Below are 11,746 nucleotides of genomic sequence, written 5' to 3'. Positions count from 1 at the left end.
GGTTGTGGTGTAGTGAAGATGACGAACCGAAAGTTTGCGCCACACACACAAATTACCGAAAGATCTATTACACACCCATTCGCTGGCACGTACTCAAGTACGCACCGGCTACCGAATTTCTTGACGACCATAGAGCATTGGAACCACCTGATCCCATCCCGAACTCAGTAGTGAAACGATGCATCGCCGATGGTAGTGTGGGGTTTCCCCATGTGAGAGTAGGTCATCGTCAAGATTCAAATTCAGAACCCCCATCTGCGAACGCAGGTGGGGGTTTTGTCTTTCTGGTGATGAAAACATCGCACCTCACAGGACCGGATTTATCCGGGAAGAGGTCGGTGAATCACTGCGCCTCGTCCAGATTGTCGATATGCCTGAACCGCTCCACCAGGAAATCAATCAAGCTGCGAACCCTCGCCGACAGATGCAACTGCTGTGGATAAACCGCATACACATCCGCCCGAGTCGGAGTCTGGTCTTCCAGCACCAGCCGCAACCGGCCGCTGCGCACATAGCGGGCGATATCCCATTCGGCCCTGAGCAATATTCCATAACCCTCCAGCGCCCAGTTCAATGCCACCTCGCCGTCATTGCAGCCCAGCGCTCCACGTACCTTGATGTTCTGGGTTTTCCCACCGTTGGTAAAACTCCACACGCCATGGGGCGTTTCGTTTTGCCTCAGGAAAATGCAGTTGTGCTGCTGCAGGTCAGACAGACGTTGCGGCACGCCATGCCTTTCCAGATACAGCGGAGACGCACACAACAAACGACGGTTGGACGCGATCTTGCGGGCATGAAAAGCGGCATCCGGCAGTGTGCCGAAGCGGATGCCCAGGTCAAAGCCGTGGGTAGCCAGATCCAGAGGGTGATCGGTGATTTCCAGCTGTATTTCCACTTCCGGGTAACGTGAAAAGAATGCTGCCAATGCCGGCCCGATATAACGGCGTCCGAAGCCCAGGGATGCATTGACACGAATCAGCCCCTTTGGCGTGGCACGGCTGCTGCTGACCAACTGCTCGACTTCATCGATCTGGGTCAGGATGCGAGCAGCATGGGAGAAGTACAGCTCGCCTTCGGCAGTCAGGCTCATTGAGCGGGTGGTGCGATTTACCAGGCGTACGCCAAAACGGGCTTCCAGTGCGCTAAGCCGTTTGCTGACCGCTGGAGGCGTGATTCCAAGCTCTCTTGCCGTGGCGGCGAGGCTGCCCTGATTGGCCAGCAAGTAGAAAAAAGACAGGTCCAGAGTCTGATTCATTCGTAACTCAAGGTTATGGATGTAGTTATTTTGAGTAACTCACAGCTTTGTGCTCACTACATATACTCCGCTCACACCCTGCTGAACAGCCTGTTCAGCAGTACAACAAGAACGTATCAAGAGTGGAGTTGAACATGAGCGCATACAAGATTGCTGCAGTTCCAGGTGATGGCATCGGTGTGGAAGTGATTGCCGCAGGTGTCGAGGTTCTGCAAGCCCTGTCGAAAAAGTCCGGATTTGAAATCAACTTCAAGCACTTCGACTGGAACTCCGATAACTACCTGAAAAACGGTTACTACATTCCCGAAGGCGGTCTTGAGGAACTGAAAACGTTCGACGCCATTTTCTTTGGTGCAGTCGGTGCCCTGAACGTACCTGACCATATTTCCCTCTGGGGCCTGCGTTTGCCGATCTGCCAGGGTTTCGACCAATACGCCAACGTGCGTCCGGCTCGTGTGCTCCCCGGTGTCAAAAGCCCGCTGCATAACGGCGACCAGATCGACTGGGTCGTGGTGCGGGAAAACTCCGAAGGTGAATATTCCGGTAACGGTGGTCGTGTTCACCGTGGCCTGCCCGAAGAAGTCGCTACAGAGGTGTCGGTATTCACCCGTGCCGGTGTCGAGCGTATCCACCGTTTCGCCTTTGAACTGGCGCAAAGCCGTCCACGCAAGCACCTGACCATGGTCACCAAGTCCAACGCCCAGCGTCACGGTATGGTGTTGTGGGACGAGATTTTCTATGAGGTTGCCAAGGACTTCCCGGACGTCAAGATCGACAAGGAACTGGTCGACGCCGTGACCACGCGCATGGTGCTCAAGCCTTCGACCCTGGACGTGATTGTCGCCACCAACCTGCATGCCGATATCCTGTCCGATCTGGCCGCAGCGTTGTCCGGCAGCCTGGGCATTGCGCCGACCGCCAACCTGAACCCGTCGCGCAAATTCCCTTCCATGTTCGAGCCGATCCACGGTTCTGCCTTCGACATCACCGGCAAAGGCGTTGCCAACCCGGTCGCGACCTTCTGGACCGCTGCCATGATGCTGGAACACCTGGGCGAAGCTGCTGCGGCCAAGCAGTTGATCTCGGCCATCGAAGCCGTGACCGAAAGCGGCCTGCACACACCTGACCTCGGCGGCAACGCCACCACCCGGCAAATCACCGATGCGGTGATCGAGCTGATCAATCGTTGATTCAAAGTAGTACTGCGGCATAACGCCAGGAGGGCGATCATCGATGCGCCCCCTGGCATTTCCTGACAACAATAAAAAATCAGGGCCCCGTCATGAAAAGAATTCTCTCCAAGCTTTATGTACAAGTGCTTCTTGCCGTCATCCTCGGTGCCGTCGTCGGTGTGCTGGTTCCTGAAACCGGAACAGCGCTCAAGCCGCTTGGCGATGCCTTCATCAAACTGATCAAGATGCTGCTTGCGCCGGTGATCTTCCTGACCGTCGTGACCGGCATTGCACGTATGGAAAACATGAAAGAGTTGGGGCGCGTCGGTTTCCGCGCCCTGATCTATTTCGAGGTGGTATCGACCCTCGCTCTGGTTCTGGGCCTGATCGTCGTCGATGTGTTCAAGCCCGGAGCTGGCATGAACATCGATCCGGCCACGCTGGACACCTCCAGCCTCGCCACTTACACCACCGCAGCCAAGCATGCGACGTTCATGGATTTCGTGATGAACATCATCCCCGACACCATCGTGGATGCCTTCGCCAAGGGCAATGTGCTGCAAATCCTGCTGTTCTCGGTGCTGCTTGGCGTTGCCCTGGCGAATGTCGGTCCGCGTGGCAAGGCATTCGTCGACACGCTGGATAGCCTGATGCAAGGCATGTTCAAGATCGTCGGCATGGTGATGCGCCTGGCACCCATCGGTGCTTTCGGTGCGATTGCATTCACCATCGGCAAATATGGTTTCGGCTCGCTGTTTTCCCTGGGCAAGCTGATGGCCTGCGTCTACCTCACGTGCGCGGCCTTTGTGATCTTTGTGCTCGGTCCGATCTGCCGTTACAGCGGTTTCAGCCTGTGGAAATTCCTGCGCTTCATCAAGGAAGAGTTGTTCACAGTATTGGGCACCAGTTCATCGGAGTCGGTGTTGCCACAGATGATTTCCAAGATGGAGAAAGCCGGTGTTTCCAAACCGGTGGCCGGGATGATCATTCCGTCGGGCCTGACCTTCAACCCCGATGGGCAGGCGATCTATTACACCATCGCGGCGATTTTCATTGCTCAGGCGACCAACACACCGCTGACCCTGACCGATCAGTTGATCGTGCTCGCCGTGCTGATGTTCACGTCCAAAGGCTCGGCCGGTGTGACCGGTTCCGGGTTCATTATTCTGGCCGCGACACTGGCATCGCTGGGGACCATTCCGGTAGCCGGCATGGTGTTGCTGTTGGGCGTGGATCGGTTCATGTCGGAAGCGCGGGCCATCACCAATACCATCGGCAATGGTGTCGGTACCATGGCAATCGCCAAGTGGGTGGGGGCTCTGGATACGGTGAAGATGAACAAGGCGCTCAATGGTGAGCCGGAGGAGATCAAGCCTGAAGCAGCGGCAACGACAACCGGAAATGTTGCCTTGCCAGGTCTGAAAGGCGCTCCCCAGATTTAAAGGAGCACCCTTCATGCTTCGGCGCTGTTATTCAGCCAGCGCCGGAGCTTCTTCCTGTTTCACCTCTTCACGACGGCGGATGTACTTCCAGTCCGCCTCGTCGATGTAGATTCCGTTCGGACCGCTGCCGCCTTCAAGGTCGATGGCCACGTGGGCCGAGACTTGAGGTTTCACGCTCGCCAGAATCGGCACAAAGCCCAGTTGCAGACTGGTTTCCAGCAACGCTGCCTGGTTCTTCTCGTCGATGTCCGCCGCTTCATCCAGGTAGTACGGCAAGCGTACGCGACCGGCCAGATCACGGTCCATCAAGTGCAGCAACAGGTACATGTTGGTCAGCGCCTTGATGGTCATGGTCGTACCGTTGGAAGCGGCACCGTCGATGTCGGTGTGGATAACCGGCTGGCCATGAACCTTGGTGATCTCGAACGCCAGCTCGAACAGGTCTTTCAACCCAAGCTGGTTGTGATTGGCGGCTACCAGTCGGGCCAGATATTCCTTGGCTTCTTCGTTCTTGTTGTCCTGCTCGGCGCTCTGACTCAGGTCGAACACGGACAGGGTTTCACCTTCTTCATACTGACCGGCGCTGTGGATAATCTGGTCGATATGCTTGAGGGCTTCCTTGTTCGGCGCAAGGACGATACGGAAGCTGGCCAGGTTGGAAACCTGTCGTTTGTTGATCTCGCGGTTGAACAGCGCCAACTGGTGCTCAAGGCTGTCGTAGTCGCTGCGGATATTGCGCAAGGTACGGGCAATGTCCGTCACCGCTGCACGACGGGCCTTGCCGAGGGTCAGGGCTTCGTCGGTCCGGTGCGCGTAGGCATTGATCAACAGTTGCAGGCGACGCTCCACGTCTTCCTCGCTGTCGAACTTGGCAACACCCTTGAGGCGGACCTGCGCATAAAGCGCTTCGATCTGGCCATCGCTGCGCAGCAGGCTCTGCCAACTGTCCTGATAATCATTGAGCAGCGGCAGCAGGTTATCCATGGAATCGTCTACCGGGTCCATGAACGGCGTACCGAATGGCATGTCCGCAGGCAGCAACTGACGGCGGCGTAGCGCGTCATCCAGTGTGCGTTGCTTGGCTTCCATATCGCCGATCTGCCGAGCGACCAGTTGCAGCTTGGCGGACAGTTGCTGGACGCGCTCGGTGAAAGCATCGCTGGAGCGTTTGAGTTCGTCCTGCGCCGCTTCAAGTTGTGCCAGCTCTTCATGCTTGCCAGCTTCTTCCGCGCTCAACGTCTGGCAGCGACGGAAATCTTCCAGCGCCTTTTGAGCGTCCAGCACCTGTTGATACAAGGCTTCGGTCTGGGTCTTGCTGGCAGCGCGGTCGGCTGCGACGGCCTGCTGGGTTTTCAGTTGCTTGAGCTCTTTCTCCAGACGTTCTTTCTGATCGCGCAATGCGGCGCGGTCAGCCAGTGCCTGCAAGGCTGGCGGCTCGATATTCGACAGATTGATCGACAAGCCCGGTACCTGGAACTGGTCACCCTTGAAGCTATCGAGGATGGTTTCCAGAGACTTGACCCACGCATCGCCATCGTCCAGTGCAATGCCTTGCTCGCCCAGTGGCAGGCTGAACAGCGCGCTGTTGAACAGGCGCATCAAGCGCTCGACGTCCGGCTGCGAGAACTCTTCGCGCAGGCGGGCGTAGCTGTTGTTGTCGGCGTGGTCGAGTTGCTGTTTGACCGACTTCAGGCGTTTTTCCAGATCCCGCAGGCGCTCTTCCAGGTCCTCGGCGCTGAACTGCCGGGACTGGGCCAGAGCACCGGCCAGTTCGTCATGAGCATCCTTGGCGGCGAGCAACTGCTGCTCCAGCACCTTGACGTCATCGACCAGCGCGAAGCGGTTCTTGAGGACCGACAGCTCACCGATCCAGCGCTGAATGCTGCTGATTTCACGCTCCAGTCGCATCAGTTCCTGAGTGCTGTTGCGCTGGTCGTTCTGCATTTCATCCTGCTGGGCGCGGAAATGCTCGGCCTGGGTGACCAGCTCTTCCTTGCGGGCGCTGGAGTAGTCCGACCAGGTACCGAGCAACGAGTCCAGCAATGGCGACAGGCGATGCAGCTTGCCGCGCAGGATGTCGCGCTGCTTGACGCCAGCGGCCAGAGCTTCGACCAGCGGGCCGGCGAGCACCAGCGAGTTGTAGTCCTGCTCCATGCGCCGCACGTCGCGGAATGCTTCTTCGCAGGCCGCAATGTAATCGACGCTGCCGGAACGCAGGCTGTGCTCGAAAGCGTCCAGGAACAGTTGCTTGAGCTTGGCCGCAGTGATTTCGCGCATGTGCAGCAGGTTGATGAACAGGGCGCGGAAGGTCTTGAGGCTCTGTTCGCTGGTGGAGCGCAGTGGAATCAGCGTCAGGTCCAGCGGGATCGATGTGTGGCCGCCCACCAGCAGGCGGCGCAGTTCGTCCGGTTTCAATTCGTAGGCTTTCAGGCCTTTGCTTTCCAGGTTGCTGAACAGCTCTTTCTGGCGAAGGCAGGTGTCGTTCTTCTGGTAATGGCTCAGGTCCAGTTCACCGGCATAGGCGAAGAACTGGTGCCCGAAGCCGCCCCCCGGGCCGCGACCGACGACGCCTATCACGTGCGGGCCGTGGGGCAGGGCGACTTCCACCAGAATGTAACTGGTGTCCGAGGCGAAGTAGAAACGACGCGACTGCTCCAGGCTGTACTTGCCGAAGCTCATGTCCGACATGCGCGCCAGGATCGGGAACTGCAAGGCGTTGATCGAAGCACTCTTGCCCAGGTTGTTCGCGCCGTAGACCGACAGCGGGTTTTCCAGCGGGAACAGACCCAGGCTGTAGCCAGCGGTGTTCAGCAGGGCAAAACGGCGAATGCCATAACGTTCCTGGCTCATGCGCCCATCTCCTGTTGTTCTTCAGCGATTGCGCGGGCCAGGGCCTGCTCCTCGGTTTCTTCGTCGAATTCGGCCAGATCCAGAGGGTCATCGGTTTGCAGCAGTTTTTCGTCGCTGTCGTCATCGATCAGGATCGGCGTCGGCAGAGGCAGGTCGCTGTGCAGGCTGGCTGCCAGGTCACGGTCCTGCTGTACCGACAGGCACACATCAAGGAAGCGGTGCATCGGCGGCAGGAAGCGATAGATGCCCACTTCTTCGCTGGCAAAACCCAGTTGGGTCATGCGGCGCATGATCTTCTCTTCGAGTTCTTCCTGGGTCTGGACTTCGGCCTGCAGGAACAGGTCGCGGTATTTATCCAGCATCGAAGGCAGCTCATCGCGGCCCAGAGTACCGCCGTCGAGCACAGCCATCGGGTCGCGACCCTGGTCGGCCAGGTGTTCGACGAGGATGAAGGTGAACAGGGCCAGACGCTGCGCAGTCTTGTTCACCTGCGCCGCGGCCAGCTCCGGAACGAAGTAGTAGAAGCCGCGGGTATCGCAGATCAGCTCGAAACCCAGTGCCTTGAACAGTGTGCGGTACTGGTCCTGGGCATTGGAAAGCTGGGCATACAGCTCAGGGTCGCGGCGGCTGATGTGATAGCCCTTGAACAGCTCGCGAAAGATCGGCGCAAGCTGGGACATTTCGGAAAGATCAAGATGCATGAAGGGGGCTCTCGGAATTCTCTGGCTGCTCGTCTCGGGTCGAGAGCAGGGCGAAGGAGCGCAGGCTGACGCGGTGCTCCTGAGTGAAATACTCGCGACGCTCCAGGCGTTCACGGGCGAAGCGCTTGTCACGGGACAGGCGCGAGAACCAGTACAGCAACTCGTCGGTTGCGCCGTTGGGTTCCTGCTCCAGCAGCCAGACCATCAGGTCCGGCATGGGCAGAGCGTCTTCGCAGCGCTCGAGCATTTCCTTGACGGTACGCGGTGCCTGGGGCGGTACGCCCTTGCGTGCGGTGCCGCTGGCCTTGGGGAATTTTGCGGGTTTGGGTTCAAAGCGCGCCAATGCATAGACATAAGCCTCGACCTGGCTGGCGCTGCCCAGAAACGTGCTCTGCGGACGAGTGAACATCGGCATCGCCGCTTGCGGGACAGCATCCAGCCCTTTGCGGCGAATGGCCGACAAGGCCAGCGCGGCGCCACGGGTCACGGCGTTGTGGCGACGTGCTTCTTCGCGCAACGGCAGCAGCAACTCCCGTGCATGACGCAGGGTGAGCTGGGCGCTGGTCTGCATCTCCAGGATGCGCGCATGGGTGCGCAGCAACATGTCGTCGTCCACCAGATGGCCAAGACGTTGCTGCTCGGTCAGCAGGCGCAACAGCACGTTCTCGACCTTGCGCACGCCTTGCTCGAATGCACCGTCGGCGTTCACCAGTTGAATCATCGGCTCGACGTATTCGTCCCAGGTGGCCAGCACCTCGGCGTAGCGCTGGCGCAAGGGAATCTGGCGGTCGCTGGTCTTGGCCCGATCGGCCACGGCCACGAGTGCCTGTTCGTCGTTGGCGAGTTTTTTCAGGACATCGCGCACGCGCATGTCCAGCAGGCGCAACTGGCGGGCCAGATCGTTGGCGTCGCGAATGTCGAAGGCATCCTGGATGTAACCGGCCAGTCGCTCCAGATGGCGCAGATAGGCTTCGATCTCCAGGCACAGCCCCAGACGGTGCTCGCGGCGCAGATAGGACAGGAAGTCGTGGATCTGTGCATTGAGCTCGAAACGGTTCGGGCTTTTGGCGACAGGCACCAGAATGTCCAGACGAATCCACACATCCAGCAGGTTGGTGATGTCTTGCGGTGTGCTGTCCAGCTGCTGAGCGGCCAGTTGCAGACGCAGTTCGCTCAGGCTCAGCGTGCCTTGGTCGAAGTGTTCGCATAAAGGCTCGAGTAGCGCCCAGTGCTCGGCAAGGGCGCGCAGGACGCGCTTGGGTTCGATCATTGGTAGGCCGACTGTTGGCAAATGAAAAACAGCGATTGTACTGCATCAGCCACTGAAGATTTCACCTCCCGGCGATCAACTGCGGCGCGAATCTGCGAAGAGCGCTAGAATTGCGCGCTTAACTTATCCACAGGTGGCCGACCTTTGCTGAACGAGTCCCGTCGCCGCGCCTATTTGACTGCCATGCAGGTGGTCAACTGGCTGCCGCGCACTGAACTGCCTTTCGCTGCTCCGTCTCGCCCGGAGCTGCTTGCTCCGTTGCCGGTCGAGGTCGAAAGTGTTGCGCCTGTCGTGCCTGAAGCGCCGGTTGCCGCCCCGTCTCCGGTGGCGCCAGGTGCCGTGCCGGTTGCGCGTCAGGTCGAGCGGCCGAAGATCGAAGTGCCGCGCCCATCGTCAGCCAGCAAAAGCGCTCCGGTGGTTGCAGCAGAAGAGGCCGAGGCTGCGCCGCCGGTCAAGGCAGTTGTCGTGCCGCCTCCGCGTTTCTCCTTGCAATTGCTGCGTGCCGGGCGTTGCTTGCTGCTGGTTGAGCTGCCTACCGGGCAGCCATTCCAGAGTCGCGATCCTGCCTACCTGTTGCTCAAGGACATGCTGCGCGCTGCCGGTTTACCCGATAGCCCGCAGATTATCGGCGAGCCTGTGCGCTGGCCGCTGCTGGTTCGCGGCAACATGGATCAAGGGCCTGACGCGGCGCGTGATTTCGTGCAGGGTTTTGTCGCTGCTCGCCTTGAGGACGAACCCTGTGCCTGTCTGTGGCTGATTGGCCAGCCCGCCGTGCGCTTTGCCAGTGAGGCCGAAGTCGAAGCGTTTAACCGTGAACTGCAAGTCGAGGGGCTGGGCGCTGCATGGGCGCTACCAGGCCTGGAATTACTGATGGACGAGCCGCATCGCAAGGCGGACGTCTGGCAAGCCATGCGTCGGCTGATGGCGCGCTGGAAATCCATAGATGAGTGACGCAATAACCTTCCGCCCCATGACCGAAGCCGATCTTGATGCCGTATTGAAGATCGAGTACGCCGCCTTCAGTCATCCCTGGACGCGAGGCATATTTCTCGAAGGCCTGAAATCGTATGACATCTGGCTGATGTTCGAGGGCGCGCAGCAGGTGGGACATGGCGTCATTCAGGTCATCATCGATGAAGCGCATCTGCTCAACATTACCGTCAAGCCAGAGAGCCAGGGCCGAGGCCTGGGTTTGCGTCTGCTTGATCACCTGATGAAGCGTGCCTACGAGCTCAACGGTCGTGAGTGTTTCCTGGAATTGCGCGACAGCAATCGAGCCGCCTATCGGTTGTATGAAAACTATGGTTTCAACGAGATCGGTCGACGCCGCGATTACTATCCGGCAGTGGGTGGTCGCGAAGATGCGGTGGTGATGGCCTGCACGCTTCTGGAATAGCTGTGTCGTCGATCACAACTTTGACGCTTTTTCGGTTTTTGCGCTAAACCGGCGAAAAGTCGTGATGTTGCCGCGTGACTTGCGCAGAGGGTCGCCAGTCAAAGTTGGGCATCATTATCGAGGCGTCATAGCATGAACGATCTACAAGACCTGATTGATAACAACGAGCGTTGGGCCGATGCGATCAAACAGGAAGACCCTGAGTTCTTCGCCAAGCTGGCTCGCCAGCAAACCCCGGAATATCTTTGGATCGGCTGCTCGGATGCGCGCGTTCCCGCCAACGAGATCGTAGGCATGTTGCCTGGCGATCTGTTCGTACACCGCAACGTGGCCAACGTTGTGTTGCACACTGACCTGAACTGCCTGTCAGTCATTCAGTACGCGGTTGATGTACTGAAGGTCAAACACATCCTCGTGACCGGGCACTATGGTTGCGGTGGTGTGCGAGCTTCCATGCAGGACCGCCAGTTTGGCCTGATCGATGGCTGGTTGCGTACGATTCGCGACCTGTATTACGAAAAGCGTGAAGAGTTGGCGAAACTGCCGACCGAGGAAGAACAGGTTGATCGCCTGTGCGAACTCAACGTGATTCAGCAGGTGGCCAACGTCGGCCATACCAGCATCGTGCAGAACGCCTGGCATCGTGGGCAAAGCCTTTCGGTACACGGCTGTATCTATGGCATCAAGGATGGCCGCTGGAAAAGTCTGAACACCACCATCAGCGGCCCAGAGCAATTGCCACCGCAATATCGCCTGCGTCCTCTGTAACCCCGTAGGAGCGAATTCATTCGCGAATGAATTCGCTCCTACGGCGGTGTGCTCTTAGAGCACAAACCTCTGCACCATCATGTTCAGATCCGTAGCCAGCATCGACAATGCGTTGCTGGCTACGGTTGTCTGTTGAGCGCCGGAAGCCGTCTGGCTGGACAGGTCTCGAATACTGCTCAGGTTGCGATCCACTTCACCGGCCACTTGTGCCTGTTGTTCGGCTGCGCTGGCGATCATCAGGTTGCGGTCGTTGATGGTGGTGGTCGAGCTGATGATCACCGTCAGGGCTTCACCCGTTGCAGCTGCCTGTTCCAGTGTCTGGTTGGCCTGGGTCGCGGTGTGGCGCAGGGCGTTTGCCGTTTCCTGAGTGCTTTGTTGAACACCGTTGATCAACCCTTCGATTTCCGTTGTCGAGGCGCTGGTACGTTGCGCCAGGGAACGGACTTCATCAGCGACGACTGCGAATCCACGACCGGCTTCACCGGCTCTTGCTGCCTCGATGGCCGCGTTGAGCGCCAGCAGGTTGGTCTGGTTGGCGATGGCGCGAATCACATCGAGAATGCTGCTGATGTTCTGGGTCCGTTCGGCCAGCCCTTCTGCCTGATGGGATGAGTCCAGCACATTGCTGGTCAGTTCCTTGATCGAACTGATGGTGGCCGACAAGCGATCCCGACCTTGTGCCGCCGCCTGATTGGAGGCTTCCGACTCGGTCACGGTATTGCTGGCATTGCCCGCTACTTCTACCGCTGCCTGGCTCATCTGATTGACGGCGACGGCGGCCTGCTCGATTTCATTGTTTTGCATCTGCAGGTTGAGCGCGCTCGCTTCGGCGATGGTGCCCATTTCCTGTACCGACTGGGATAACTGGGTCGCGGCTGCGTAAATCTGGTCG

General features: G+C 58.7%; 10 protein-coding genes and 1 rRNA gene. 6 read left to right on the top strand and 5 right to left on the bottom strand.

All coding sequences use genetic code 11. From position 1 onward, the window contains the following. The first annotated feature begins 119 nt into the window (after positions 1 to 119). Positions 120 to 235 (top strand): 5S ribosomal RNA (rrf, locus tag JL015_RS23175). A 108-nt stretch (positions 236 to 343) separates the two neighbouring features. Here the strand turns inward: rrf and JL015_RS23170 are convergent. Then, positions 344 to 1,255 carry a LysR family transcriptional regulator gene (locus JL015_RS23170; RefSeq protein WP_201006455.1) on the bottom strand — a complete coding sequence of 304 codons (912 nt, stop codon included), beginning with the start codon at positions 1,253 to 1,255 and terminating at the stop codon, positions 344 to 346. A gap of 134 nt (positions 1,256 to 1,389) precedes the next feature. Between JL015_RS23170 and JL015_RS23165 the strand changes: the two genes are divergently transcribed. Together JL015_RS23165 and JL015_RS23160 are read left to right on the top strand one after the other, a co-directional pair. Then, complete coding sequence (locus tag JL015_RS23165; protein ID WP_201006456.1) at positions 1,390 to 2,445, top strand: tartrate dehydrogenase; 1,056 nt, start codon at positions 1,390 to 1,392, stop codon at positions 2,443 to 2,445. Between the two features lie 92 nt (positions 2,446 to 2,537). Continuing rightward, the gene (locus JL015_RS23160; RefSeq protein ID WP_201006457.1) at positions 2,538 to 3,869 is read left to right on the top strand and encodes a dicarboxylate/amino acid:cation symporter; all 1,332 of its coding nucleotides are present in this window, start codon (positions 2,538 to 2,540) and stop codon (positions 3,867 to 3,869) included. 27 nt (positions 3,870 to 3,896) lie between these two features. Here JL015_RS23160 and mksF read toward each other — a convergent pair whose 3' ends face one another. The 3 genes from mksF to mksB are packed head-to-tail and all read right to left on the bottom strand — an operon-like array spanning position 3,897 to position 8,690. Further along, positions 3,897 to 6,719 (bottom strand): Mks condensin complex protein MksF, encoded by a 2,823-nt coding sequence (gene mksF, locus JL015_RS23155; protein ID WP_201020083.1) that lies wholly within the window; start codon positions 6,717 to 6,719, stop codon positions 3,897 to 3,899. Beyond that, complete coding sequence (mksE, locus tag JL015_RS23150; protein WP_201006459.1) at positions 6,716 to 7,420, bottom strand: Mks condensin complex protein MksE; 705 nt, start codon at positions 7,418 to 7,420, stop codon at positions 6,716 to 6,718. Before mksE ends, mksF begins: the two co-directional genes overlap by 4 nt. Continuing rightward, positions 7,410 to 8,690 (bottom strand): Mks condensin complex protein MksB, encoded by a 1,281-nt coding sequence (gene mksB, locus JL015_RS23145; RefSeq protein ID WP_201006460.1) that lies wholly within the window; start codon positions 8,688 to 8,690, stop codon positions 7,410 to 7,412. The genes mksE and mksB overlap by 11 nt, the downstream gene beginning before the upstream one ends. 144 nt (positions 8,691 to 8,834) lie before the next feature. Between mksB and JL015_RS23140 the strand changes: the two genes are divergently transcribed. The 3 genes from JL015_RS23140 (at position 8,835) to can (ending at position 10,854) form a co-directional block, all read left to right on the top strand. Further along, positions 8,835 to 9,641: an energy transducer TonB gene (locus JL015_RS23140; protein ID WP_201020082.1), complete on the top strand. Its 807-nt coding sequence runs from the start codon at positions 8,835 to 8,837 to the stop codon at positions 9,639 to 9,641. Continuing rightward, positions 9,634 to 10,086: a ribosomal protein S18-alanine N-acetyltransferase gene (gene rimI / locus JL015_RS23135; protein ID WP_025258550.1), complete on the top strand. Its 453-nt coding sequence runs from the start codon at positions 9,634 to 9,636 to the stop codon at positions 10,084 to 10,086. The genes JL015_RS23140 and rimI overlap by 8 nt, the downstream gene beginning before the upstream one ends. A 132-nt stretch (positions 10,087 to 10,218) precedes the next feature. Next, entirely contained in the window at positions 10,219 to 10,854 is a 636-nt protein-coding gene (gene can, locus JL015_RS23130; protein ID WP_201020081.1) for a carbonate dehydratase, read from the top strand. 54 nt (positions 10,855 to 10,908) lie between these two features. On the opposite strand, the gene JL015_RS28190 is transcribed toward can, so the two are convergent. Continuing rightward, complete coding sequence (locus JL015_RS28190; protein WP_371856553.1) at positions 10,909 to 11,613, bottom strand: methyl-accepting chemotaxis protein; 705 nt, start codon at positions 11,611 to 11,613, stop codon at positions 10,909 to 10,911. Between the last annotated feature and the right edge of the window lie 133 nt (positions 11,614 to 11,746).

It is taken from the genome of Pseudomonas cichorii (genome assembly GCF_015471405.1).
Classification (GTDB): Bacteria; Pseudomonadota; Gammaproteobacteria; order Pseudomonadales; family Pseudomonadaceae; genus Aquipseudomonas; species Aquipseudomonas serbiensis.
This window is presented reverse-complemented; position numbering and strand designations above follow the sequence as displayed.